Here is a 25,201-nt window from a genome sequence, read left to right on the forward strand (position 1 = left end):
TTGGCTGGTCCATGGGGTTCTCCGGCGGAAATCTTGGCTGGTTCAAGGGGTAGCAGGCAGTCTGGTTTCAGGCAATGGGATCACGCAGGCCTGATCGGGGTGTTACATCAGTTGCAAGGCCAGCCAGGGGACAAGAGCAGTGACAAAGATCATCAGCTTATAGGTGCCCAGCCAGCTATAGATCACGCGCCGCACCTCCTCCTCTGGGATGGCGAACATGCGGGCATGCAGCTCTGCCGCCACGTTCTGTAGGATCAGGATCAGCGTTGCAGTCAGGCTGAACACGGCCAGATGTACGACCGTCAGCCAGCCAAAGAATGCTGACAAGGTTTCCAAAGTCATGTGCCTCTCCTCGAAACGACGCGCCTCACTTTAGTTATATGGGGCGCGCCGGAGGTGAGGCAAAGCGGGCGCGTCTAAAGACCCGAGGCGGCGAGGGCACGGGGGAGGGCAGCGGCCAGACGTTCTGCCCAGGCGCGCTGGCTGTCCGCATCTGCCACCAGATCATTGCGCAGCTCAATCAATGTGTTGGGGCGGCCCGGTTTGGTCGCATGGGTGTCGATCGCATCACCAGGCAGATAGCCGGTATAGGGCTCATTGGCTCCCACGCACAGGTCCGCGTCCTCTTCCAACGTTGAAATCAGATGCGGCGAAAACGGTTCGTCATCCGGGTACAGCACACCGATATGCCAGGGGCGCGGCGCACGACCGCGCAATTGGCGGGTAAAGGAATGCATCGAGATAATGATTGTGTCGTCCCGCCGGGCGGCCAATTCGGCGAGCTGCGCATGATATGGGCGATAGCAGGCGTCAAGGCGGCGTTCGATCTCGGCGGTGTCCGCGTGCCGGTTGGCCGGGATGAGGGTTCCGTCATAAAGTTTCATCAAAAGCGTCGGATCGTCTTCTCCGCGGTTGGGGTCGATAACCAAACGTGAGAAGTTTGAGGCTAAAACCGGGGCATCCAGGAGCTCTCCCAGAAGGCAGGACACAGCATAGGCGCCGGGATCATAGGCGATGTGGCGGTTCATATCCTCGGGCGGCAGGCCAAGGTCGCCGCCATTGACAAAAGGCGGAACAAAATTTGTTGCGTGATCACAGGTGATCAACCAGCGTGCGGAACGTTCGGTGCCGTGTGTGAAAAAGGGTGAATATGTCATGGGCCTGTCATCGTTTGATGGTCGAGCTTTACGGGAGTTGCCAGCGAAAGGGAATTGGGCGATAAGGGCGGCGAGTGTGTTTGCGATAACATTTCCGCATGTGTACAGACGCAAAAGCCGCGAGGAGGGCGTCGCGTCGGCTGGTCGATTGGCCGCCGGGGCGGGCTGGGGCCTGAAGGGTCCGAAACACGAAGGAGAACGTCGATGCGACGACAGCGTAATGTAAAGATCGTGGCCACCCTGGGCCCGGCTTCCAATGATTATGACACCATCCGCGCTTTGCATGAAGCCGGCGCAGATGTGTTCCGCCTGAACATGTCGCACGGCAGCCACGAGGAAATCGCCGAACGTCACAAGATCATCCGCAAGATCGAAGCGGATCTGGACAGCCCGATTGCTATTCTGGCGGACCTTCAGGGGCCGAAACTGCGTGTCGGTGTTTTTGCCAATGATGCCGAAGAGCTGGAAGAGGGCGCAAGCTTCCGCATGGATCTGGATGAGACACCTGGCGATGTGACCCGTGTGAACCTGCCGCATCCGGAAATTTTCCAGGCGCTTGAGGTCGGGGCTTCGCTTTTGGTCAATGACGGGAAGATCCGCCTGAAGGTGGAGCGCTGCGGCGAAGATTTTGCCGATTGCGTTGTGGTGACCGGTGGTACGATCTCCAACCGCAAGGGTGTGAACGTGCCGGATGTGGTGTTGCCCCTGGCTGCGCTTTCCGAAAAGGACCGCGCGGATCTGGAATTTGTCTGCGCGCTGGGCGTGGACTGGCTGGCGCTTTCCTTTGTGCAGCGGGCCAAGGATGTATTCGAAGCCAAGGGGCTCGCGGATGGCCGTGCCGCCGTGGTTGCCAAGATCGAAAAGCCTGCCGCAGTCGACAATATCGATGAGATCCTGGATGCTGCGGATGGTATCATGGTGGCGCGTGGCGATCTGGGTGTAGAACTGCCTGTCTCGGCCGTGCCGCCGATCCAGAAACGTCTTGTGCGCAAGTGCCGCAAAGCAGCCAAACCGGTAATCGTCGCGACCCAGATGCTGGAAAGCATGATCGAAAGCCCGATGCCGACCCGCGCCGAAGTCTCTGATGTGGCCACTGCGATCTACGAGGGGTCTGACGCTATCATGCTCAGCGCGGAATCTGCGGCCGGTCAGTATCCCATCGAGGCGGTTCAGACCATGGATCAGGTTGCCAAAGAAGTCGAAGCAGACCCGACCTACCGCGATATTATTGCAGCCTCCCGCTCTGCCAAGGGCACCACAATCGCGGATGGGATCGTGGCCGCGGCGCGCGAGATTGCTGAAAAGACCGACATTAAGGCGATCGCCTGCTACACCCAAAGCGGCACAACCGCGCTGCTGACCGCGCGCGAGCGCCCTGCGGTTCCGATCCTCGCGATGACCCCGGTGATGAATACGGCCCGTCGTCTGGCGCTGAGCTGGGGGTGCAACTGCATCCAGGCGGATTCGGTGGAACGGTTCAAAGGCGCCGTGGTCGGGGCTGTACGGGCTGCCCGCTCTGGCGGGTTTGCCAGCGAAGGGGATCAGATCGTGGTGACGGCCGGCGTGCCCTTCAACGTCTCTGGCACCACCAACATCCTGCGCATCGCCCCCTGTGACGAACGCCAGATCTACGCAACCGACCCTGAGTAAACGGCACCTTTTGTGAGCCAAGAACCGTCGCAGGTTGCGTGCCTGCGGCGGTTTTGTGTTTTGGTTGCGGCAGAATGGTCGCAAAAAATGAAGGTTTTGCATACATTTTTTGCGGTCCATTGCCGGACGCGTCAAACTATTGGTAAACTGCGCGTTAAGGTTTGTTTTTGGGGGCCATGTTATGGATCCAGATCTTTGTTTGATCGTCGGGCTGGGGCTTGCGTTACTGTCGGTTCCGGCATTGTTGTCCGCCATAAGCGATTCCCGTGCGCCGCGCGGCGGTGGGGTGACCTTGTTGGTGGCTGTTGGCCTGGTGGCCTATGCGGTGAACCAGAAGCCCGGTGGATATGCGATTGACCAGATCCCGGACGTGTTTTTTCGCGTTGTCGGCGGTATGTTCTGACCCCTAGCGGCGCATGAAATACGGGATTATAGATCATACTCACAAAAATTGTGCCAATGTCTGCGCCAAAGCCGAACACCGGCAGGCTGATGTCAAATACGGTGTCTGGGGCTTTGTCCTGATATCAGGGCACCGCCGACGGTGGAAGCTGCGGTATGGTTTCAATCTGCTTCTTGGTTGGGCAAGCATAAGAGACCGGGATATTTTACATTGAGGCTTGCGTTTGTGGCAGGGAGCGTCTAAATGGCGGCTCCCATCGCGCGTCCGGCTAAGTGGCATGCCGAGTCGTGTGGATTGCGAACCTGCATTGAAGGAGACGGAAATGCCCAAAATGAAGACAAAATCGAGCGCCAAGAAGCGCTTTAAGGTTACCGCAAGCGGTAAGGTAAAAGCAGGTCAGGCCGGCAAACGCCACGGCATGATCAAGCGTACCACCAAATTCATCCGTGATGCCCGCGGCACCACCACCCTGTCCAAGCCCGACGCAAAAACCGTCAAGGGCTACATGCCCTACGACCGTTAAGAGGAGATCTGAGATATGTCCCGCGTTAAAGGTGGTACCGTCACTCACGCCCGTCACAAGAAAGTCATCAAGGCTGCAAAAGGTTATTATGGCCGCCGCAAGAGCACCTTTAAGGTCGCGCGCCAGGCCGTCGATAAGGCCAACCAATATGCAACCCGTGACCGTAAGAACCGCAAGCGGAATTTCCGCGCGCTGTGGATCCAGCGGATCAACGCTGCCGTCCGCAGCCACGACGAGGCGCTGACATATTCGCGCTTCATCAACGGTCTGAACCTGGCTGGCATAGAAGTGGACCGTAAGGTTCTGGCAGATCTGGCCGTGCATGAGCCCGAAGCGTTTGGCGCAATCGTCAAGCAAGCTCAGGACGCTCTGGCAGCCTAAGCTGTTCAGCACGTAGAGAATGAAACCCGTCGGAGTGATCCGGCGGGTTTTTCTATGCTTGCAGTTTCGGATGCGGGATCAGGGCTGTGTGCGGTGATCCGGCTCGTCACAGCGACGGCTGAACAGCCAGCCAAAAGCCAGAAGCGCGCCCACCGGGAAGATCGCCCAGGGGCCGGAAAAACTCATTAGATTGACCGCGATCAGGAAGAGAACCAGTACCCAGATCCGCACGGGGATGGATTTGTAGGTTCTGAACCCAAGGGCGCGTTCGCCATAGCGCAGGCCATAGACCAAGGCGATGGCTAGAATTGGCCAGGCCACCCAGAAGCCGCCGCCGCTGATGAGGTTCAACAACACGGCCCCGCCGACGCCAAAGATAAACCAGCGCTGGGTGGAGGTTTGCAGGGCAATCCGATCCAGTTGCGAAGGCGTTTCCGGAGCGGCTGTGTGGTCGGACGCGCTGTGGTGGTCCTCGAAGTCATCGTCCCAGACCTGCGCCACCTTGGACAGTTTGCGCGGTCTCGTCCCCTCGCGATGCAGCCGGGGCTTTACTTTTTCGAAACGGGCAGCCCCTTCGGCTGCGGTGGTGATCCGATAGACCGAGATATCCTCGGGCAGGTTTTTCGCGGTTTTTTCGCCCAGGTATTCAAAACCGATCGTCAGCTTGTTGCGAACCTGGTCATAGACCTGGCGTGAGATCAGAATACCGCCGGGTTCCGCCATGGATTGCAGGCGCGCCGCAAGGTTTACACCGTCGCCCAGAAGATCGTCGCCATCACAGATCACATCGCCCAGATGAATGCCAATGCGGAACCGAAGCGGGCTGTCTTCGGCGGCCAGTTCCTGCTGGACCTCAATGGCGCAATGGGCCGCTTCGACCACGGACGGGAAATCCGCAATCAGCCCGTCGCCGGCCGTATTGGCCACCCGGCCACCGCGCCGTTCGATCAATTTGAAAAACACCGCACGGGCCGATTTCAGCGCGGTATAGGTGCCGACCTCATCGGCCTCCATTGCCGCGCTATAGCGTTCGGCGTCCGCCGCCAGAATTGTGGTGAGCTTGCGTGTAACAGAGGTACTCATCAAATCGCGTCCCGGGAAAATGCGCGGCCACAGGTCTTGGCTCCAAGATGGGCCGCCGCGACGTCAGATGCAAGCCATGCATTCCACCATGAGGCAGGTTTTGCTGCAACGGCTGGTCCTGAGTGGGGGCACGGCGCCTCAGCCCCCTTGCGTTTGGCGGCGCGTATGGTAGCAGAGCCTAAGCAGAATTCGGGGGACCGTCATGGACGATCTTAAGGCAAAATATCTGGGTCAGATTGCCGAGGCCGCAGATGAGAGCGCGCTGGAGGCGATCCGCCTCGCCGCTGTTGGTAAAAAAGGCGAAGTTGCGCTGAAGATGCGCGAGCTGGGCAAGATGAGCGCGGAGGAACGCCAGGTGGCGGGTCCGGCGCTGAATGCCCTGAAGGATGAGATCAATTCAGCCCTGGCCGCAAAAAAGGCCGCGCTGGCCGATGCGGCGCTGGATGAACGCCTGCGCTCAGAGTGGCTGGATGTAACCCTGCCGACCCGCCCGCAGCGCCGCCAGGGTACGCTGCACCCGATCAGCCAGGTCAGCGAAGAGATCACCGCGATCTTTGCCGAGATGGGCTTTTCCGTGCAGGAAGGGCCGCGTATCGACACCGATTGGTATAACTTTGACGCGCTGAACATCCCGGGCCACCACCCTGCGCGGGCGGAGATGGACACGTTCTACATGAGCCGTGCCGAAGGCGATGACCGCCCGCCGCATGTGCTGCGTACCCATACCAGCCCCGTGCAGATCCGCTCGATGGAGAAACTGGGCGCGCCGTTGCGCATTATCTGTCCGGGCGGCGTGTACCGCGCCGATTACGACCAGACTCACACGCCGATGTTCCACCAGGTCGAAGGGCTTGCGCTGGACAAGGACATCTCCATGGCGAACCTGAAATGGGTTCTGGAAGAGTTTGTGAAGGCCTTCTTTGAGGTCGACGGTGTGGACCTGCGCTTCCGCGCCAGCCACTTCCCCTTCACGGAACCATCTGCCGAGGTGGACATCCGCTGTTCCTGGGAAGGGGGCACGCTGAAGATCGGTGAGGGCGACGACTGGCTGGAGATCCTTGGCTCGGGCATGGTGCACCCCAAGGTGATTGCAGCGGGTGGTATCGACCCCGAGGTCTATCAGGGCTTTGCCTTTGGCATGGGGATTGACCGGATTGCGATGCTGAAATACGGCATCCCTGACCTGCGCGCCTTCTTCGACAGCGACCTGCGCTGGCTGCGTCACTATGGTTTCCAGTGTCTGGACATGCCGACCCTGCATGGTGGTTTGTCGCGGTGAACTGGGAAGCAAATAAGGCAAGAGTTCATAAGCTCTTGTCTTTTTGCTATAGACAAACTGACTACGGGAAGTCCTTTTTTATCGACGCAAAAGGCATTTGGGTCGAGGGCGATGCCGATGAGAGACGCACTATACCTGTTGAGGAGTTGCCGTTCACTTCTGAAGAACGAAGCCACTATTTCAAGTGCATGATTGATCAAGGTTTTTTAGAATCTGAATTCGATTATGAGCAGGATTCAAGATACGGGGATATTGAGTGGTTTCGTCTCACAGACAAGGGCATGGTTTTTCTTGGTGAGATGAAGCCCCTGCGTCGTTTAAAGCGCCTTGTTATTGATCAGTTTATTTTTATCCTGGGTGGAATTCTAATCGGCGTCCTGACCGGCATTTTGCTAAATTATTTGGCTGGAAAACCTTTGGAAAGTCAGCGGTTTCCACAAGAAGATGTTCTAAGCGAATAGGCTTTCAGTTTGGTCGCTTGCTGCTCGGAACTTGCCTGCCCGCTGCTCCGTCAAACCTATGGTTTGCCTTCGGCAAAAGGCGGGCGCTGCTTTGTGTGGTGTGCGGTAACACACCCTTCATCAATGGGTGATGAGGGAATGTAACAGTTTTGTAAAATAATAGCCCTGACGGGGTGTGCTGCGCGTTGTGGTTGTGCATGTGACCTGCTATCGGCTGCCGGGATTTTATCCTTGGAGGCGAGCATGCCTAACAACGATCTTGATGCGCGACATCTTGAGACGCTGGACCGCGATCTGGGGCGACTGTCCAATCTGGAAATGGCAACGGCTTATGTCGGCCGCCCTTTGGTGGGGCCGGGACTGGCATTTGTCTTTATCCTGCTGACCTGTCTGGCGGCGGCGCTGCTGTTTGGCCAGTCCTCCAATACAATGATTGTCATTATTGCAGCGGGTTTTGGTGCCTATATGGCGCTGAACATCGGGGCCAATGATGTGGCTAATAATATGGGTCCCGCGGTGGGGGCAAATGCGCTGACCATGGGCGGGGCGATTGCCATTGCTGCAGTGTTTGAAAGCGCAGGCGCGCTTTTGGCCGGGGGAGATGTGGTTTCCACCATTGCCAAGGGGATTATTGCGCCGGACAGCATGCAGACGGCCAGCACCTTTATCTGGGCGATGATGGCGGCGCTTTTGTCGGCGGCCTTGTGGGTCAATCTGGCGACCTGGATTGGCGCGCCGGTGTCGACCACACATTCTGTTGTGGGCGGTGTAATGGGAGCGGGCATTGCCGCGGCCGGATTTGCGGCCGTCAACTGGGCTACGATGGCCAAAATCGCGGCGAGCTGGGTGATCTCTCCGGTGTTGGGAGGGGTGATTGCCGCCGCCTTCCTGTGGTTCATCAAATCGCGGATTATCTATCAGGATGACAAGATCGCCGCAGCCCGGCGCTGGGTTCCGATGTTGGTTGGCATTATGGGCGGAGCCTTTGCCACCTATCTTGCGCTCAAGGGGCTGAAGAAGGTGATCAAGATTGACCTGGTGAGCGCGCTTGGCATTGGCGCGGTGGCAGCCCTGGTGATCTGGGTTGTGATGATCCCCGTGATCCGCCGTCAGTCCGAGGGGTTAGAGAACCGCAACAAGTCGCTGAAGGTTCTGTTTGGCATCCCCTTGGTGGTGTCGGCTGCACTGTTGTCCTTTGCCCATGGGGCCAATGATGTGGCCAATGCGGTGGGACCGTTGGCCGCGATTGTGCAGGCGTCAAAATCCGGCGATTTCACCGCTGCGGTGTCGATTCCGCCCTGGGTCATGGTTATCGGAGCTATGGGCATTTCCTTTGGCCTGTTTCTGTTCGGGCCCAAGCTGATCCGCATGGTCGGCAGTCAGATTACAAAGCTGAACCCGATGCGCGCCTATTGCGTGGCGCTGTCGGCTGCGATCACCGTGATTGTGGCCAGCTGGCTGGGCCTGCCGGTCAGTTCGACCCATATTGCCATCGGCGCAATCTTTGGCGTGGGGTTCTTCCGCGAGTGGGACGCCAGCCGCCGGATCAGACGGGCGCAGATTGTTGTGCCCCAAACCGCGAAACAGCCCGGAGAGGAACGTCGTCGCCGCAAGCTGGTGCGTCGCTCGCATTTCCTGACAATTGTTGCGGCCTGGGTGATAACGGTTCCAGCGGCAGGGATACTTTCGGCAAGCCTGTTCTGGTTTATCACCTTGATCGCCTGAACCAGCAGGTTTCACAAATGTCTGAAAAGCGCTGTCCTGATCCGGCAGCGCTTTTTTCCGTGAGCTGATAGATATGTGAAGTGACCGCAACCGCATAGTTTTTTAGGGTCCGGGATATGAGAGTCACCCTTGCCCTTCTGGCCGCTATCGGCCTTGCCGCCCTTGTTCCGCAAGCCCAGGCCATGGGACCCTGGAAATCCTCCGCGTGCCAATTGGATCAGCCCTGTACAGTAGCTGGCCGGTCCTATCACGTGATGGAACCCGAAGGGTGGGACGGGGAGACCGCATTGCCGGTTCTTCTTCATTTCCACGGGTGGGGGCGCGACGGTGTGAATGCACAGCGCAGTGATCGGATCGGAGCTTCAACCAAACGCCGCGGAGTGCTGCTGGTCACACCCGATGGGCGGCGCAACTCCTGGAACTTCTGGGGCCGTGATCCGGAGGATGTGGCGTTTGCCAATCGGGTGCTTCAGGATGTGGCGTCACGCTATCCGATTGATACTGATCACATTTATGTTTCGGGCTATTCCTATGGCGGAGCAATGGCCTGGCGTTATGTCTGCGAGAGCGGCAATCATGTGGCGGCGCTGCTGGCGATAGCGGGTGCAATTCCCGCTGATGAGAACTGCGCGGAGGCGCCCCGGAATGTGCGCCATGTCCATGGCACCAGTGACACGGTGATGAGCGCCCCATACAGCCCAATCGGGGCAGGGGAGCCGATGGCGCTGTGGCGGAACAAGCTGGGGTGCGGCAGCGCAGAAGACAGCGGCAATTGGCAGGCGCGCTCGTTTCTCACCTTTTCCCGTGAGAGCTGGACCTGCGATCAAGGCACGGTGGTTCTGGATCTCCATCCGGGTGGGCATTTTGTCCCGCATGGCTGGATTGGTCGGCAGCTGGACGAGCTTTTGGGTCTCACCCCGTCGTATCCTTGAGGTCGGGGCGCGACCAAGGCTTGCACCTTGGGCCATTCTTTGCCATTGCCTGCTGGAACACGCATGGCTTGCCAAGGGATCCCTGACCGATGAAATTCACGCTGTCCTGGTTGAAAGAACATCTCGACACCACCGCAACTGTGGATGAGATTTGTGAAGCACTTACCGACCTCGGTCTTGAGGTTGAAGATGTGGTGAACCCGGCAGAGGCGCTGAAAGCCTTTACCCTGGCCAAGATCGAAGCGGCTGAACAGCACCCCGATGCGGATCGTCTTCGGGTTTGCAAGGTGATGACGGATGAAGGCGAAAAGCAGATCGTCTGTGGCGCGCCAAATGCGCGGGCTGGCATCACCGTGGTGCTGTGTAAACCCGGTGATTATGTGCCGGGGCTGGATTTCACCCTGTCAGTGGGCAAGATCCGCGGCGTTGAAAGCCACGGGATGATGGCATCCTGGCGCGAATTGCAGCTGGGTGAGGATCACGACGGGATTGCCGAACTGGACAGCGGCGACGTGGGCGACAAGCTGGTGGATTGGCTGGCCGCCAATGACCCGGCCAAGGTCGACCCGATGATCGAGATTGCGATCACGCCGAACCGCCCGGATGCGCTGGGGGTTTATGGCATTGCCCGTGATCTGGCGGCGCGGGGTCTGGGAGAGTTGAAAACCCGCGATTACAGCCCGTTGCCGGGCATGTTCCCGTGCCCGATTAAGGTTACCATTGACGACGACACGCTGGATGGCGCGCCGGTCTTTGCCGGTCGTGTGATCCGGGGCGTGAAAAACGGACCCAGCCCGAAATGGCTGCAGGACCGGTTGACCGCCATTGGTCTGCGCCCGATTTCGGCGCTGGTGGACATCACCAATTTCTTCACCTTTGATCAGAACCGCCCGCTGCATGTGTTTGACGTGACCAAGGTCGCGGGCGATCTGCGGGTGCACCGCGCCAAGGGCGGGGAAACCCTGCTGGCACTGGATGAGAAGGAATACACATTCTCTGCCGGGCAGATGGTGATTTCGGACGACAATGGTGTTGAAAGCATTGCTGGTATCATGGGCGGTGAGGCCACCGGCTGCACCGAGGAGACCGTTGACGTCTTCCTTGAAAGCGCGTTCTGGGACCACATTCAGATTGCGACCACAGGCCGTGCGCTGAAGATCAATTCCGATGCGCGGTATCGGTTTGAACGGGGCGTCGACCCGGAATTCACCGTCGAAGGCTTGGAGCGCGCGTCGCAGATGATCCTGGATCTGTGTGGCGGAGAACCGTCTGAGATTGTGATTGCAGGCGACGTGCCAAACCACGCGCGTGCCTATGCGTTAAAGCCCGAGCGGGTGCAGTCCCTGGTGGGGATGGAGATCCCCGAAAGCGATCAGCGCCAGACTCTGACCCGTCTGGGCTTTCGTCTGGAGGGCAATCTGGCCCATGTGCCCAGCTGGCGCCCCGATGTGCAGGGCGAGGCCGATCTGGTCGAAGAGGTGGCGCGAATTGCATCGCTGAGCAAACTTGTTGGCCGTCCGCTGCCTCGTCTGAGCGATGGTATCCCCAAGGCGGTTATGACCCCGCAGCAGCGTCGTATGCAGATGGCGCGCCGGACCTCGGCGGCGCTGGGGTACAATGAGCTGGTGAGCTATACCTTTATCGACCAGGCCGCAGCGGCGCTGTTTGGCGGTGGCAATGAGGTGACCAAACTTGCGAACCCGATCTCATCCGAGATGAGCCATATGCGCCCCGATCTGTTGCCGGGTCTGTTGCAGGCAGCCGCCCGCAATCAGGCGCGCGGCTTTATGGATCTGGCGCTGTTTGAAGCGGGTCCGGTGTTCCATGGCGGTGAGCCGGGTGAACAGCGCGAGCAGATCGCGGGCTTGTTGGTCGGTAAAAACGGTCCCAAGGACGTGCATGGCGCCTCCCGCGATGTGGATGTGTTTGACGCCAAAGCCGATATCGAGGCGGTACTGAGCGCGATTGGCGCGCCGGCCAAGGTGCAGATCCTGCGCGACGGCGACGCCTGGTGGCATCCGGGCCGTCATGGTCGCATCTGTCTGGGCCCGAAAAAGACACTGGGCGTCTTTGGCGAGGTGCACCCCAAGGTTCTGGCGGAACTGGGCCTCAAAGGCGCGGCTGTTGCCTTTACCATCTGGCCCGAGGAAATCCCGCTGCCGCGTAAATCCGGAACCAACCGTGGGGCGCTGGAGATCAGCGACTTGCAAGCCGTTGAACGTGACTTTGCCTTTGTTGTCGATGCCGGGGTTGAGGCTCTGACATTGGTCAATGCGGCGGCAGGTGCCGACAAGGCGCTGATCACGGATGTGCGCGTCTTTGATGAATTCATCGGTGGATCGCTGGGCGAGGGTAAGAAGTCTCTGGCCATCACCGTGCGTCTGCAGCCGACAGACAAGACATTGAAGGAAAAGGACATTGAAGCGGTGAGTGAGAAGATCATCGCCAAAGTGACCAAAGCCACGGGTGGCGAATTGCGCGGCTAAGCGCGGCCTCAGTTTAATCTACAGAACGCGCTCCATCCGGGGCGCGTTTCGCTTTTCTGCGGGCGCCGGGGGGGGCAGTGTTCCGGGTCCGTCCTGCCGCCGTTATGTGTGTTTCTTCTGCCCCAAGACCTCAGCCAGAACATCAAAGACCAGGCGGATCTTGCGGCTGGTGTGAAGTTCCCGGTGGGTTGTGAGCCAAATCGGAAAGACCACGGGATCCATCTGCGGCAGGATGCGATGCATTCCGGGCGTGTTGTCACCGGCGTCAGAGGCCATGATGGCGATGCCAAATCCCTGACGTACCAGCTCCCAGGCGACCAGCCCATTGTGAGTGTTGAACCGAAAATTTTCGGGCGTGGTCTCAATTCCCAGAGGTTTCAGAAAGGTGATCATATTTTCCACATCGCCAAACCCAATGAATTCATGCTGGCTGCACTGGGCAAGTGTCTGGGGGGCTCCGTGGGTTTTGATGTAATCTTCAGAGGCATAGAGATGGGCCCGCGCCTCCAGAACCAGGCGCGCGACCAGATCGGGTTGCTCGGGGCGGACGTGACGGATGGCGATGTCAGCTTCGCGGCGCATCAGGTCACGCAGGTCGTTGTCGGCGACGATCTCTACCTTCAGGCGCGGGGCGCGCTCTGCCAGAATCCGCAGGGCCTGGGGCAGCACATAAACCGAGAAGACATCGGAGGCCGTGATCCGCACCAGCCCCTCTACTTCTTGGGATTGGCTGTTGGCGGTTATTGCAAAAGCCTCGGCTGCGCTGCCCATCTGGCGCGCATGGGCCAGAAGCTCGTGGCCGGCTTCGGTCAGCTGCAGGGCACGTCCCACACGCTCAAACAGCATTACACCCATGTCTTCTTCAAGCGCGGCGACCTGTCGGGACAACGTCGGCTGTGTCAGGCGCAGGTGCCGGGCAGCAGCCGACAGGGAACCGGTCTCGGCGGTGGCCAGGAAGGCGCGGATATGGGTCCAGTCGGGTGTGCTCATACGTTCCTGTATATGGGCTCTGCGGATTTAGGCAATTCATTGGATGTCGCAAGGCGCCTATGATGTGCTGAATGATGGAGAATGAAATATGTCAGTAGATGCAAAGTTCTGGGATGATCTGGCCGAGAAATACGCGGCGCGTCCGGTCCAGGACGAGGCGGCCTATGCCCGGACGCTCGATCGGGTCTCGCACTATCTGGATCCGGCTTACCATGTGCTGGAGCTGGGTGGCGGCACCGGAACCACGGCGATCAAACTGTCCGGGCAGGTGGCATCCGTGACGGTCACGGATCTTGCGCCTGCGATGCTGGCCATTGCGGATCAACGCGCGGCAGAGGCTGGCGTGACAAACGTCAAAACCCAGGTGGCAGTTGCGCAGACCGCCCCCGACGGGCCGTTTGATGTGGTGATGGCGATGAACCTTCTGCATCTGCTTCCCGAGCCTGATGCGGATCTGGCCGCGGTTGCCCTGCGCTTGCCCGTCGGCGGTTTGTTTATCTCCAAGACACCTTGTCTGGGGGAGGCCGGGCCCATAAAGCGGGCTTTTCTGAACGTGATGATCACCGCAATGCGTTGGGTCGGGAAAACCCCTGAAACGGTTCGCTTCCTGACCATTGCAGCGCTGGAGCAGAAGATCCGGCGGGCCGGTTTTGAGGTTCTGGAGACCGGAAACTACCCCGTGCGCACGCCGGGACGGTTTGTGGTCGCGCGCAAGATTTCGTCGGTGGATTGACGCGCGCGCCTGCGCTAGGACTTGGGGTGACATGCAATATGCCCCAGCTGGGCCAGGCACAAAGGACAGATCCCATGATGAGCGTTTACCTTTCCGGAGAAATTCACACCGATTGGCGGGAGCAGATCGAGGAGGGCGCAGATGGGCTGGGGATCCTGTTCAATGCGCCGGTCACCGACCACGAGGCCAGCGATGATTGCGGTGTGGCGATTCTGGGCAGCGAAGAAAATAAGTTCTGGCACGACCATAAGGGGGCCAAGATCAATGCCATCCGCACGCGTAAAGGCATCGAAGAGGCCGATGTGGTTGTGGTGCGTTTCGGTGATAAATACAAACAGTGGAACGCGGCTTTTGATGCGGGCTACGCGGCGGCCTTGGGCAAATCCATCATTGTGCTGAGCCCCCCTGAACATCAGCACGCGCTGAAAGAGGTCCATGCGGCAGCGCTGGCCGTGGCCCAGACCCCTGCGCAGGTGGTACAGATCCTGACCTATGTGGCCGAGGGCACATTGCCCAAATGAAGGCGCCTGAGATCCGCACTGATCGGCTGATCCTGCGTGGCCACGGGCTGCAGGATTGTGGCGATGTGCTGCGGATCTGGTCCCAGCCTGAGGTGGTTCACTACATTGGCGGCGTAGCGGACACGGCGGAAACCGCCTGGGCCAAGCTGATGTTTCACATCGGTCATTGGGCGGCGCTTGGTTTTGGCTATTGGGCCATTACGGCGCGCGATGGCGCTTATCTGGGTATGGCAGGGTTCTGCATCCTGCCACGTCTGACCGAGCCACCGCTCAAGGAACTGTTGCGCACAGATCCGATAGAAGCCGGGTGGGTTCTGGACCCGGCCGCCCAGGGGCAGGGGCTTGCAGCGGAAGCTATGGCTGCCCTGCTGGCTTGGGCCGATACGCGCCCTTGGCCGGAGACCTTTGCCATGGTCGCTTCCGGCAATAGGTCCTCCCTGCGTTTGGCGGACCGTCTGGGCTATTGTGCGGTGGGGCGTGCCCGGTATCACGGTGTCGAAAATCACATTCTGCGGCGCCCGACCCTGTCCTGATGCCTTTTCAGCACTGGCCCAAGGATTTGGGCCGATGCAGATTTGGTCAAACAGATGCGAGAGCAGAGCAACCGCGCCCCGCCGCAGGCGGGGCGCCACGCCCAACTGTGTGCGGGCCTTTTGGGCACGCTGAACAGGCGGGAGCCCCTGCGCTTTGTGGTGACCACAGGGATCTGAAATCAGAGCCGAGGCGATCAGGTCTGTGACATTTCACTGCTGCGCGTTGATACGTCGAAGCGCAGCCTGATCAGCCTTTCTTCAACGCGTCCCGTATTTCCAGAAGCACGTCCAGCTCGCTTGGACCTTTGGGTGTTTCCTCTTCGGCCACGTCTTCCTTGCGCTCCATGGCGTCCTTGGCCTTGTTCACCGACCGCACCATCATAAAGACAACAAAGGCGATGATCAGGAAATTCAGCACTGCCATGCCAAAGGCACCATAGGCAAAAACGGCCGCCCCGGCTTCACGTGCCGCTTCAAGCGAGGCGTATTCGCCATCCCCGGACAGAACAACAAAGTTATTGGTAAAATCGATCCCACCGGTGAACAGCCCGATGATCGGGTTGACCAGGTCATCAACCATGGATTTCACAATGGCCGTAAAGGCCGCCCCGATGATGATCCCGACGGCCATATCCATGACGTTGCCGCGGGCGATAAATGATTTGAACTCGTTGAACATGTCGCGTTTCCTTTTGTCCCCTTTGATTTACCTTGGGTCACCTTCTTGTTTCTGTTGGATTTTCCAAGGTGCGCATAGCCTAGGGTATCAGGGCTGCTCCTGTAAATTGCATATATATGCAATTCAACCTATGCGTTTGGGGAAAAGAAAAAGCGTTTTGCTCTAGCCCGGCACGTTTGGGAGAGGCCAGGCAAAGAGCAAAACGCCAGTCTGTGCGCAGCCTCGGACATGAGTAAGGCTGCGCAGGAGGTCCGTTAGAAACGGTTTATTTGATTGCGGTTTCTGCCGAGATCACATCAAGGCCCAGAGCTTTGCCCACGGCTTCGTATGTCAGCTGGCCCGAGTGAACGTTCAGACCGTTCAGCAGATGCGGATCATCGGCACATGCTTTTTTCCAGCCTTTGTCTGCCAGGTTCAGCAGGAAGGGCAGGGTTGCATTGCCCAAAGCCAGGGTCGAGGTCCGTGCAACAGCGCCCGGCATGTTGGCCACACAGTAATGCATGATGCCGTCAACTTCGTAGATCGGCTCTGCATGGGTGGTGGCTTTGGAGGTTTCAAAGCAGCCGCCTTGGTCGATTGCGACGTCAACCAGCGCTGCGCCCGGCTTCATTTCGGCCAGATCCGCGCGTGAGACCAGTTTCGGAGCTGCCGCACCCGGGATCAGGACCGCGCCGATGACCATATCTGCTTCGCGCACCAGTTCCGCGGTGGCACCCGCAGTTGCATAGCGGTTTTTGAAATCACGGCCAAAGACGTCATCCAGATATTTCAGACGGTTCAGTGAGCGGTCCAGAACAGTGACATCTGCGCCCATGCCTGCGGCAATTTTTGCTGCGTGGGTGCCAACGACACCGCCGCCGATGACAACAACTTTGGCCGGGGCCACACCGGGAACGCCGCCCATCAGAACGCCACGGCCGCCGTTTGCTTTTTGCAGGGTCCATGCACCCACCTGCGGCGCCAGACGGCCTGCAACTTCGGACATCGGTGCCAGCAAAGGCAGACCGCCGCGGCTGTCGGTCACGGTTTCATAGGCGATGGCGGTACAGCCAGAGGCCAGCAGGTCGCGCGTTTGGGCCGGATCCGGTGCCAGGTGCAGATAGGTGAACAGCAGTTGCCCTTCGCGCAGCATTTTGCGCTCCACTGCCTGCGGCTCTTTAACCTTCACGATCATGTCGGATTGGGCAAAGATCTCTTCGGCGGTGTCCAGAATGGCCGCGCCGGCCGTCTGGTAATCCGCATCGCCGAAACCGGCACCCAAGCCAGCACCTTGTTGAATGTAAACCGTATGGCCGTGGTTCACGGCTTCACGGGCGGCGTCCGGGGTCATCCCGACCCGGAACTCCTGCGGTTTGATCTCAGTAGGGCATCCGATTTTCATGATGGCACTCCTAGAAGCTCTCTCTTTTCCCATTGCATCGAGGGTGACGCAGCTGCGACAAAATGTGCTGCTTTTTCGAGTATATTTACTTTGTGGCTGTGGGAGATTATTCGATGATTTAGGGTAATGTGCGAAAGGATCTTCGGCAAATGTTGTTAGATGAAACAGATCGTCGGATTCTGAAGGTTCTTCAGGACAGAGGACGTATCTCTAATGCGGATCTGTCCGAGGTCGTAAATCTATCGCAATCAGCCTGCCACCGACGTGTGCAGCGGTTGGAGAAGGAAGGTTTTATCCGCAAATACGTCGCGCTTCTGGATGCGCGCAAGATGAAGGTGCCGACAACGGTGTTTGTTGAGATCACCCTGTCGACGCAAGCGGATGAGGTGTTGGATGCCTTTGAAAAAGCCGTGTCATTGATTCCGGATGTTCTGGAATGTCATCTGATGGCGGGAACGGCCGATTACATTCTGAAAGTGGTTGCGGAAAACACCGATGATTTCGCCCGCATTCACCGTCAGTATCTGGCGCGGCTGCCCGGCGTGGCCCAAATGCAAAGCTCCTTTGCTCTGAGAACGGTTTTCAAAACAACAGCGCTGCCTGTTTGAGCATTGCGCAGTGTTTCCCTACACTGGATGCGGAGCGATGTGTTTTCGGGTTTCAACCTTTGCGGGTTTGGCGCTAAGATTTGATCTTTGACCGTGCGTAGAGTTTCGGTTTTTGGCCTGATTGACATGAAACGATCATATGAGGGCGCTATGGCCTCGTAGGATACAGCAGTTTGACGAAGGAGATCCCCGTGACCAGCGAGATGGACAATAAATCCCTGGATTGGCTTGAGGCCGAGTTGCAGGACACGCTGGATGAGGATTTCGAGATCGAATTTGCCGAACCCATGCTGTCCATGGAGCTGCGCAAGATCTACAAGGCGCAGCACCCTGAGATGCTGGATCGCAAGGTTTATTTCCAGAACCTTTTGCGCCTGCAGGCCGAGCTGATCAAAGTGCAGGATTGGGTTCAGCACAGCGGTGCCAAGGTCTGTATCCTGTTTGAAGGGCGTGACAGCGCGGGCAAAGGGGGCGTGATCAAGCGGATCACCCAGCGCCTGAATCCGCGGGTTGCGCGGGTTGTGGCCCTGCCAGCCCCGAGCCGCCGCGAGCAGAGCCAATGGTATTTCCAGCGTTACGTGCCGCACCTGCCGGCCGCCGGTGAGATCGTGTTGTTCGACCGCTCCTGGTACAATCGCGCCGGTGTCGAACGGGTTATGGGATTTGCGACGGATGATCAGGTCGAACAGTTTTTTCAGGACGTTCCGGAATTTGAACGCATGCTGGTGCGATCCGGAATCATTCTCCTGAAATACTGGTTCTCGATCACCGATGAAGAGCAGCAGTTGCGATTCATGATGCGGATTCACGATCCGATGAAACAGTGGAAACTGTCGCCAATGGATCTGGAGAGCCGGATCCGCTGGGAGCAATATACCAAAGCCAAGGAAGATATGTTCGACCGCACGAATATCCCCGAGGCTCCTTGGTTTATCGTGGAAGGCAATGACAAGAAGCGTGAGCGTCTGAACTGTATCGAACACATCCTGACCAAGATACCTTATGAGGATGTGCCAAGCGAGAAAGTCGCGCTGCCGGATCGTGAGTATAACCCGGATTACGAACGTCAGTATCTTCCGGATGAGCTTTATGTGCCGAAGATTTACTGATCACAGCCTTCATGTATGCACAAAAGACCCGGCCATTTGGCCGGATCTTTTGTGTCATGGGCGAAATTTTTCCTGATCTTCCTTGCCGTGGAAAGCGCCTGGGGGACTGCTGAGTGTCAGCGGCCAGGAAGATCAGGGGCGAGAGCTGATGCGCCCTCGAAGAACTGCGTGCCACCCGCGAGCTTTGGGACATAACGGCTGGGGCACGTCTTTGCCTGCGGTGCGGCAAGCGGGAGGTCAGAACAGAAAGTCGGACGCGTCGATGTCAGAGAGCGCTGTGTTCTTGATTACGAGCCTGTCGCCATCGTCATCAGTGATGCGCAGATGTCCATTGGATTGTTCGACAACGTGATGTGCAATCAGGTCGGCAAAACTGTCGATCCCGTCTGCGGCGCGCAGGTCAATGATGTCATCAAATCCCCCGGTGTCAAAATCGAAAATGCGGTCAAACCCTTGCGAGAAAACAAAGGTGTCTTCGCCGCGCCCGCCTATCAATCTGTCATTGCCGCTGCCCCCGTCGAGGGTGTCGTTACCCTGGTGGCCTTTTAGCACATCGCGGTGTCGGCCGCCGTTCAGATAGTCGTCGCCGCCGCCTCCAAGCAACCGGTCGTTGCCATTGTTTCCAAACAGTTCGTCGTTGTCGGCGCGTCCTTTGAGTGTGTCGCGCCCAGCCCCACCTTTGATAGTATCTTCACCCAAGCCACCAACCAGAGTGTCAGCGCCCCGACCACCCAACAGTCTGTCTTCTCCAGCCCCGCCGGTTATGGAATCCGCACCGCCATTGCCGTGAATCGTATCATTACCGGAGCTGCCAGTTGCAGTGTCATTGCCTGCCAGAAGTTTAATCAGGCCGGGGCTTTCCAGGATGATGATGTCATCGTCAGAAGTTGGCGTGCTCTCGGGTGAATCCCCTGTGGTTGAGGTCCCTCCGGACGTTCCGGTTTCCGACGGTGGGGTGTCGGGCTCTGTGGTTGGGGCCGTTGAACTGCCTTCGTCCAGCTGCAACGGAGCAGAGGTGCGGGCGAAATTCTGGGTAACCATTACGGCGGTGTAGCCGTTGAATTCTCCCAATTCGATACCGATGCCGATGACGGTGACATTGGGGTCCAGAATATTTGCGCGGTGGCCGGGGCTGTTCATCAGCGCATTGTGCAGATTGATGACGTCATCTTCGAGGCCGGGGTCGCCCCGTTCGCTTTGCCAAGCGATGTTCTCGCTCCAGCGCCAACTGCCGGAGAAGACAAAACCAGCGTTTGCCATCCGATCACCGGCAGAAGATCCCCCGACGCCTGTGTGGGAGAACACATCCTGTTCCAGCATCCAGCTGCTGTGATCCTCAGCGGATTCGTTCAGTCGCAATTCGAGTTGTACCGGATCCAACCCATTTGCAGCGCGTTCAGCGTTGACCAGTTCCAGCATCTGGCGTTCAAGGGCGCTTGCTTCACTCATTCGTATGTCTCCTAGGCACCTCAGTCATGAGGGTGTTTCGTTAACTTTTACGATGGGATTAGCGCAGAAATAGGGCTGTCAGCCGAGGTGTGTTTAAAATCCTAAACAATCGGTAAATCCCTGCCGTTTTGGAGTGAGTCGGGTGGCGTATATTTGACTTTGTGAAACACAAGGCAGCGAAAGGCAGTAAATCGCCTGTCAAATTTCAAAAAACGAGTGTTTTCTCGCCTAACGCTGACAGCAATAGCGGTGGCGAAAACGGTTGGATTCGGTCAATTGTGCGGGGAATGGGGCGCAAGTTTGACAAAACAGTGCCCGGGTCGGGTTCTGTTTGCGCTCCTAAAACTGGCGCAATTTACGGAGGTTTCTTTCGGCAAAACACCTGTGGCAAAAACAAACCCCCGAAGCCAAAGGCTGCGGGGGTCGTTATACTTTACAGTATCCAGAAACAAACTGGAGAGGCACCGTCGGCACCGAACGCGTCGGGCTCCGGGCCACAAAGGTTCCTTATCAGAGGAGACCTTCGCGCTGTGCTTTTTTGCGTGCCAGTTTACGGGCACGACGGATCGCTTCAGCTTTCTCACGCGCTTTTTTCTCGGACGGCTTTTCGAAATGTTGCTTGAGCTTCATTTCGCGGAAGACGCCTTCGCGCTGCAGCTTTTTCTTCAGGGCACGGAGTGCCTGATCGACGTTATTGTCGCGAACACTAACCTGCATGTGGTTGTCACCACCTTTCTAGATAAGAGTTGCAAGGGAATTGCAGGAGCTGGCCATATAGCAAGGCGATGTTATTTTGTCTAGTACAGGGGAGCGAGTCCTCACACGGGCAATGCGGATATAGGGAGAATACTATGACAGAAGCGGATCATAACGCGGTTCGGGCGCAGCTTTTGGAGGCTGCGGTGATGCATGTCCCCTTTGACGGCTGGAGTGAGGCCACGTTTCAGGCGGCGATTCGCGATGCGGATGTGGCTCCAGCGGTGGCGCGTTTGGCCTGCCCGCGCGGGGCAGTGGATTTGGCGCTGGCTTATCATGCGGCCGGTGATCAGGCGATGGTCGAGCGTTTGAAAGCTGCCGAGCTGGAGGGATTGCGGTTTCGCGATAAGATCGCCCTGGCTGTCCGGTTCCGGCTGGAAGTGGTGGAAGACAAGGAGCTGGTGCGTCGCGGCACTACGCTGTTCTCGCTGCCTCATCACGCAGGCGACGGTGCGCGGGCAATCTGGTCTACCTGTGATGCAATCTGGAACACGCTAGGAGACACCTCGGAAGATGTGAACTGGTACAGCAAAAGGGCAACCCTGTCGGGGGTGTATTCGGCGACGGTTCTGTATTGGCTGGGTGATGACAGTCTGGACCACCAGGCCAGCTGGGATTTTCTGGACCGGCGCATTGATGATGTGATGCTGTTTGAAAAGGTCAAAGCCGGGGTGCAGAAAAACCCGTTGCTGAAACCGTTCCTTGCGGGACCGAACTGGCTGGCCAGTCAGATCAAGAAGCCCAGGGTCCGCGATGACCTGCCTGGTGCGCGTCGATAAGAGACGGTCGGCTGCGGGTTTGCAGTCGGCACCGCTGGAAAGGTGCGCGGACCCGGAGGCGCGATGTCGCAGAGCGGAGCAATCTCTGGTCAGGGTTGTGTCCTGTCCACTAAGGATGTTGGAACAGATTATTGGGAGGCGGAGATGACAGAGACAATGCGCGCAATTGAGATTTCGGAACCCGGTGGGCCGGAGGTGTTGCGGCTATGTAACCGCCCGGTGCCGTCCCCGAGCGTCGGGCAGGTTGTAATCAAAGTAGCCTATGCCGGGGTGAACCGGCCGGATGCGTTGCAGCGTGCCGGGTCTTATGCGCCGCCGCCGGATGCCAGTGATCTGCCGGGGTTGGAGGCCGCTGGCGAAGTGATTGCCATCGGGGCAGGTGTTTCTGGCGTCGCGGTCGGCGATCAGGTTTGTGCCTTGCTGCCGGGCGGGGGCTATGCGGAATATGTGGCAACGCCCGCGGCCCATTGCCTGCCCGTGCCTGCGGGGCTTGATCTCAAACAGGCGGCTTGTCTGCCAGAGACGTTTTTTACGGTGTGGACAAATGTGTTTCAGCGCGCAGGCCTCAAGGCAGGAGAGCGGTTTCTGGTGCATGGCGGATCTTCGGGTATTGGCACAACGGCGATCCAGCTGGCGCGGGCGCTGGGGGCACGGGTTTTTGCGACGGCGGGCTCTGAGAACAAATGCCGGGCCTGTCTGGATCTTGGAGCGGAACAGGCGATTAACTACCGAGAGGCGGATTTTGTAGAGGTCTTGCGGGGCGAAGGTGGAGCGGATGTGATCCTGGACATGGTTGGCGGAGACTATATCCCGCGCAATGTAAAAGCGCTGGCAGATGACGGACGGCTTGTGCAGATTGCTTTCCTGTCGGGGCCAAAAGTTGCGCTGAACTTTGCGCAGGTGATGATGCGGCGGCTGACAATTACAGGGTCTACGTTGCGTCCACAAAGTGATCAGGCGAAGGCAGAGATTGCATTGGATTTGAAGCGCGTGGTCTGGCCTTTGCTGGAAGCCGGAACGGTGGCGCCAGTGATGGATCAGTGCTTTGGCCTGGAAGAGGCCGCTGCCGCCCACGCGCGGATGGAGGCCTCTGAACATATCGGCAAGATTGTTCTGAAGGTTTCAAGCTAGTTTTATTCGGTACAGTTGTTGTTCCGATAGGAGCAACAGCGCCGCGCAAGCGGTGTGGATAGGCCACCAGTCGACGATACACATGCCATGTGGCATTGCTGAGGATTGGCGCAATAGGGATAAGGCTCAACAGCCGCCGCGGGGACCGCAATGGCAAAGCCAAGGGTCATCGGCACGAAAAGCGGAAAAGAGCTGTCCGGGCGCGGCGATAGCAATCATCGCTGGCCCGAGTGAGGGTGAAGAATGACGGTGAATATAGCGCCGCTTCGACACGTTGCAAAATCCAGGGCCCCGAGGCGCGGGCCTCTGTCAGATCCTATATCGTCAGCCTGCGAATGTGTGGCGTATCGGTGCCGGGGGGTCGGATTTCTTCCAGCGAATCGCCTCAATGCTGCCCGGCTTCGCTGAATTGTTTGGCCAGCCAGCTGACCGGGTTGCCGATTGTGTTCCGTGACTTCTGTCTCCCTTTCCCTGGGAAACTGTGGAGTGCCGTCTGGGCGGGCCCTGTCTAAGGACGGTGTGGTTGGCCATGGGTGAACTTATCGAAAGCATATCGCCAGATGGATTTTTGACTTTCAAAAGGCGGCATGGGGTGTGTTCGGTCAACGAATTGGAGTGAACAACGCGTCTTTAAGCTGGCAGTCCCGGATCACATCGCGGCCGCAGGGGACGGGCTTCAAACCGCCACGCGACAGGCAGATGCGGGCTTCTTGGATATGGCCGTTGCGGCAGGTGATCGTGAGGCTGTTGTGATCAAGGTCCGGGTTTACCTTTAAAAACGCATCCTCCACCACAGAGGCAGGCAATTTCACAACCTTGTCCAATTTGCGAAAGATCTCTGGGCGCTGGATGCTGGCATAGGCCTTGCGGGACAGGTCGAAATAGCCGGATGCGGACAGGCCGGAGCAGGTGCCATGTTTCTTCCACTGGTGCCAGGCGAGGCCGGACGTTCCCATAATGTCGGCCATGGTTTCGGTCATGCGCCGGGTTGGCGCTGGTTCGGTTGTGCGGCAGTAGCTGGGCCAGCCTCGATGGAACTGGGGCCACAGCCCATGTAGCACCCAGCCGTGATCATGGCGGGGATCACATTGGTCTGAGCCTTTGGCGTCCCCTTCAACTTCACACCAGTTTGGAGACCAGCTGAGGGCCAGAACGTAATAGTCAAATTCGCCCGCCTTCTCGCCATTCGCCCAAAGGGGAGTGACAAGCCCTGCGGCTATGAGTGAAATTGCATAAAACAGAGCGCGCATTGGCCTCTTTCCTTATCAAACGAAGGCGACTATATAGGGCATAAGTTCCCCGACAACGGCAACCTGTCCCAAATTTAACGGGACCGCCTATTTCAGGCGACGGGAAAGCTATATCCGGGGAGAAGGCACGAGTGAAGGAGAAGACGCATGGCAAAACCGTTGATGGCCAAGGCGACCGCCGTGTGGCTGGTGGACAATACAACGATCAGTTTCAAACAGATCGGCGATTTCGTCGGCATGCATGAGCTGGAAATTCAAGGCATCGCTGACGGCGAAGTGGCTGTGGGCGTAAAGGGCTTTGACCCGGTCGCAAACAACCAGCTGACCCAGGAAGAGATCGACAAGGCAGAAGCAAGCCCGCTGCACAAGCTACGCTTGAAGTTCAACCCCGCCGCAGCCGGCGAAGAAAAGCGCCGCGGCCCGCGCTATACTCCTTTGTCCAAGCGGCAGGACCGTCCGAACTCTATTCTGTGGCTTGTCAAGTTCCACCCGGAGCTGTACGACGCGCAGATCGCCAAGCTGGTGGGGACGACCAAGCCGACGATCCAGTCGATCCGCGAACGGACCCATTGGAACATTGCCAATATGCAGCCTATTGATCCGGTTGCGCTGGGGCTGTGTAAGCAGTCCGAACTGGATGCTGTGGTTCAGAAAGCGGCCGCAGCCAAGGCTGCCGAAGGCGGCGTGATGAGCGATGACGAGCGTCGTAAGCTGGTTTCCACGGAGCAGTCGCTGGAAATGGATGCTGAGCCGAAGATGCCCAGCGGGATCGAAGGTCTGGAAGCCTTTACTCTGGGTGGCAACCCAGTGGAAGAGAAGCCGGACTCTACTGATCCGATCGTTGATGCCGACAGCTTCTTTAACCTGCCTGCCGGTGGGGGTGACGACGATGACGAGGACGACGACAGCCGGATCTGATCCGGTGGCCTACAGCCTTTGAGAGTATCAAAGCCGCAGCATGAAAATGCTGCGGCTTCTTTGCGGGGAGATGGTGCGTTTGCATGGGGGCTAAACAGCACTGGTAACCCCCGCTAATAGAAGAACAAAATATACCCAAAAAATCAGTGCAAATTACCCGATGCAAGTGAACTTGCAGCTTAAGAGCCTTGAAACCTAGCACTGTTTAGGTGGTGCGTCTGGCGCGACGGTGAATAGGACCGTTCCAAGACGCGATGCGCTGGCGATTTGTGGTCATGTCAGAG

26 protein-coding genes are annotated in these 25,201 nt (G+C 58.2%); 17 read left to right on the forward strand and 9 right to left on the reverse strand.

Features of this window, described 5'->3' with window-relative positions:
• Positions 1-102: 102 nt before the first annotated feature.
• Both ACXAEW_RS09135 and ACXAEW_RS09140 read right to left on the reverse strand, forming a co-directional pair.
• The gene (locus ACXAEW_RS09135) at positions 103-342 is read right to left on the reverse strand and encodes a DUF6868 family protein (protein WP_474941023.1); all 240 of its coding nucleotides are present in this window, start codon (positions 340-342) and stop codon (positions 103-105) included.
• A 74-nt stretch (positions 343-416) separates the two neighbouring features.
• The gene (locus tag ACXAEW_RS09140) at positions 417-1,157 is read right to left on the reverse strand and encodes an N-formylglutamate amidohydrolase (RefSeq protein WP_474941024.1); all 741 of its coding nucleotides are present in this window, start codon (positions 1,155-1,157) and stop codon (positions 417-419) included.
• Between the two features lie 204 nt (positions 1,158-1,361).
• On the opposite strand from ACXAEW_RS09140, the gene pyk reads away from it, so the two are divergent.
• The 4 genes from pyk (at position 1,362) to rplT (ending at position 4,114) form a co-directional block, all read left to right on the forward strand.
• On the forward strand, positions 1,362-2,807 hold the full coding sequence (pyk, locus tag ACXAEW_RS09145) for a pyruvate kinase (RefSeq protein ID WP_474941025.1): 1,446 nt from the start codon (positions 1,362-1,364) through the stop codon (positions 2,805-2,807).
• 181 nt (positions 2,808-2,988) lie between these two features.
• Positions 2,989-3,210 carry a hypothetical protein gene (locus ACXAEW_RS09150; RefSeq protein WP_474941026.1) on the forward strand — a complete coding sequence of 74 codons (222 nt, stop codon included), beginning with the start codon at positions 2,989-2,991 and terminating at the stop codon, positions 3,208-3,210.
• A gap of 322 nt (positions 3,211-3,532) precedes the next feature.
• Positions 3,533-3,733: a 50S ribosomal protein L35 gene (rpmI, locus tag ACXAEW_RS09155; protein WP_153217419.1), complete on the forward strand. Its 201-nt coding sequence runs from the start codon at positions 3,533-3,535 to the stop codon at positions 3,731-3,733.
• A 15-nt stretch (positions 3,734-3,748) separates the two neighbouring features.
• Positions 3,749-4,114 carry a 50S ribosomal protein L20 gene (gene rplT / locus ACXAEW_RS09160; RefSeq protein ID WP_153217418.1) on the forward strand — a complete coding sequence of 122 codons (366 nt, stop codon included), beginning with the start codon at positions 3,749-3,751 and terminating at the stop codon, positions 4,112-4,114.
• 78 nt (positions 4,115-4,192) lie between these two features.
• Here the strand turns inward: rplT and ACXAEW_RS09165 are convergent, their stop codons facing one another.
• Entirely contained in the window at positions 4,193-5,197 is a 1,005-nt protein-coding gene (locus ACXAEW_RS09165) for an adenylate/guanylate cyclase domain-containing protein (protein ID WP_474941027.1), read from the reverse strand.
• Between the two features lie 202 nt (positions 5,198-5,399).
• On the opposite strand from ACXAEW_RS09165, the gene pheS reads away from it, so the two are divergent.
• The 5 genes from pheS (at position 5,400) to pheT (ending at position 12,080) form a co-directional block, all read left to right on the forward strand.
• Positions 5,400-6,476: a phenylalanine--tRNA ligase subunit alpha gene (gene pheS, locus ACXAEW_RS09170; RefSeq protein WP_474941028.1), complete on the forward strand. Its 1,077-nt coding sequence runs from the start codon at positions 5,400-5,402 to the stop codon at positions 6,474-6,476.
• Positions 6,473-6,937: a hypothetical protein gene (locus ACXAEW_RS09175; protein ID WP_474941029.1), complete on the forward strand. Its 465-nt coding sequence runs from the start codon at positions 6,473-6,475 to the stop codon at positions 6,935-6,937. Before pheS ends, ACXAEW_RS09175 begins: the two co-directional genes overlap by 4 nt.
• A gap of 243 nt (positions 6,938-7,180) precedes the next feature.
• Positions 7,181-8,662: an inorganic phosphate transporter gene (locus ACXAEW_RS09180; RefSeq protein ID WP_474941030.1), complete on the forward strand. Its 1,482-nt coding sequence runs from the start codon at positions 7,181-7,183 to the stop codon at positions 8,660-8,662.
• Positions 8,663-8,778: 116 nt separating this feature from the next.
• The gene (locus tag ACXAEW_RS09185) at positions 8,779-9,594 is read left to right on the forward strand and encodes a CE1 family esterase (RefSeq protein ID WP_474941031.1); all 816 of its coding nucleotides are present in this window, start codon (positions 8,779-8,781) and stop codon (positions 9,592-9,594) included.
• A gap of 89 nt (positions 9,595-9,683) precedes the next feature.
• Positions 9,684-12,080, forward strand: a complete 2,397-nt coding sequence (gene pheT, locus ACXAEW_RS09190; protein ID WP_474941032.1) for a phenylalanine--tRNA ligase subunit beta — start codon at positions 9,684-9,686, stop codon at positions 12,078-12,080.
• 102 nt (positions 12,081-12,182) lie between these two features.
• Here the strand turns inward: pheT and ACXAEW_RS09195 are convergent, their stop codons facing one another.
• Complete coding sequence (locus ACXAEW_RS09195) at positions 12,183-13,070, reverse strand: LysR family transcriptional regulator (RefSeq protein WP_474941033.1); 888 nt, start codon at positions 13,068-13,070, stop codon at positions 12,183-12,185.
• A gap of 88 nt (positions 13,071-13,158) precedes the next feature.
• On the opposite strand from ACXAEW_RS09195, the gene ACXAEW_RS09200 reads away from it, so the two are divergent.
• The 3 genes from ACXAEW_RS09200 to ACXAEW_RS09210 all read left to right on the forward strand — a co-directional run bounded on the left by ACXAEW_RS09200 (position 13,159) and on the right by ACXAEW_RS09210 (position 14,857).
• On the forward strand, positions 13,159-13,803 hold the full coding sequence (locus ACXAEW_RS09200; RefSeq protein ID WP_474941034.1) for a class I SAM-dependent methyltransferase: 645 nt from the start codon (positions 13,159-13,161) through the stop codon (positions 13,801-13,803).
• Between the two features lie 74 nt (positions 13,804-13,877).
• Complete coding sequence (locus ACXAEW_RS09205; RefSeq protein ID WP_474941035.1) at positions 13,878-14,324, forward strand: YtoQ family protein; 447 nt, start codon at positions 13,878-13,880, stop codon at positions 14,322-14,324.
• Positions 14,321-14,857 carry a GNAT family N-acetyltransferase gene (locus tag ACXAEW_RS09210; protein ID WP_474941036.1) on the forward strand — a complete coding sequence of 179 codons (537 nt, stop codon included), beginning with the start codon at positions 14,321-14,323 and terminating at the stop codon, positions 14,855-14,857. The genes ACXAEW_RS09205 and ACXAEW_RS09210 overlap by 4 nt, the downstream gene beginning before the upstream one ends.
• Before the next feature lie 247 nt (positions 14,858-15,104).
• Here the strand turns inward: ACXAEW_RS09210 and mscL are convergent, their stop codons facing one another.
• Positions 15,105-15,536: a large conductance mechanosensitive channel protein MscL gene (mscL, locus tag ACXAEW_RS09215; RefSeq protein WP_474941037.1), complete on the reverse strand. Its 432-nt coding sequence runs from the start codon at positions 15,534-15,536 to the stop codon at positions 15,105-15,107.
• Positions 15,537-15,801: 265 nt separating this feature from the next.
• Complete coding sequence (gene ald / locus ACXAEW_RS09220; RefSeq protein WP_474941038.1) at positions 15,802-16,917, reverse strand: alanine dehydrogenase; 1,116 nt, start codon at positions 16,915-16,917, stop codon at positions 15,802-15,804.
• A 149-nt stretch (positions 16,918-17,066) separates the two neighbouring features.
• Between ald and ACXAEW_RS09225 the strand changes: the two genes are divergently transcribed.
• Together ACXAEW_RS09225 and ppk2 are read left to right on the forward strand one after the other, a co-directional pair.
• Positions 17,067-17,525, forward strand: a complete 459-nt coding sequence (locus ACXAEW_RS09225) for an Lrp/AsnC family transcriptional regulator (protein WP_474941039.1) — start codon at positions 17,067-17,069, stop codon at positions 17,523-17,525.
• Between the two features lie 203 nt (positions 17,526-17,728).
• Positions 17,729-18,634, forward strand: a complete 906-nt coding sequence (gene ppk2 / locus ACXAEW_RS09230) for a polyphosphate kinase 2 (protein ID WP_474943015.1) — start codon at positions 17,729-17,731, stop codon at positions 18,632-18,634.
• Between the two features lie 237 nt (positions 18,635-18,871).
• On the opposite strand, the gene ACXAEW_RS09235 is transcribed toward ppk2, so the two are convergent.
• Together ACXAEW_RS09235 and rpsU are read right to left on the reverse strand one after the other, a co-directional pair.
• Positions 18,872-20,083, reverse strand: coding sequence for a CAP domain-containing protein (locus tag ACXAEW_RS09235; protein WP_474941040.1), 1,212 nt, complete (start codon positions 20,081-20,083; stop codon positions 18,872-18,874).
• A 510-nt stretch (positions 20,084-20,593) separates the two neighbouring features.
• On the reverse strand, positions 20,594-20,800 hold the full coding sequence (gene rpsU, locus ACXAEW_RS09240) for a 30S ribosomal protein S21 (protein WP_005614280.1): 207 nt from the start codon (positions 20,798-20,800) through the stop codon (positions 20,594-20,596).
• A gap of 134 nt (positions 20,801-20,934) precedes the next feature.
• Between rpsU and ACXAEW_RS09245 the strand changes: the two genes are divergently transcribed.
• Together ACXAEW_RS09245 and ACXAEW_RS09250 are read left to right on the forward strand one after the other, a co-directional pair.
• The gene (locus ACXAEW_RS09245; RefSeq protein ID WP_474941041.1) at positions 20,935-21,618 is read left to right on the forward strand and encodes a COQ9 family protein; all 684 of its coding nucleotides are present in this window, start codon (positions 20,935-20,937) and stop codon (positions 21,616-21,618) included.
• Positions 21,619-21,762: 144 nt separating this feature from the next.
• A complete protein-coding gene (locus ACXAEW_RS09250; RefSeq protein WP_474941042.1) occupies positions 21,763-22,749 on the forward strand; it encodes an NAD(P)H-quinone oxidoreductase in 987 nt (328 codons plus the stop codon).
• Between the two features lie 602 nt (positions 22,750-23,351).
• On the opposite strand, the gene ACXAEW_RS09255 is transcribed toward ACXAEW_RS09250, so the two are convergent.
• The gene (locus tag ACXAEW_RS09255; RefSeq protein ID WP_474941043.1) at positions 23,352-23,999 is read right to left on the reverse strand and encodes a ribonuclease T2 family protein; all 648 of its coding nucleotides are present in this window, start codon (positions 23,997-23,999) and stop codon (positions 23,352-23,354) included.
• Positions 24,000-24,146: 147 nt separating this feature from the next.
• Between ACXAEW_RS09255 and ACXAEW_RS09260 the strand changes: the two genes are divergently transcribed.
• Positions 24,147-24,917 carry a DUF1013 domain-containing protein gene (locus ACXAEW_RS09260; RefSeq protein ID WP_474941044.1) on the forward strand — a complete coding sequence of 257 codons (771 nt, stop codon included), beginning with the start codon at positions 24,147-24,149 and terminating at the stop codon, positions 24,915-24,917.
• Positions 24,918-25,201: the final 284 nt, after the last annotated feature.

Source organism: Epibacterium sp. ABZ3_068 (genome assembly GCF_056159265.1).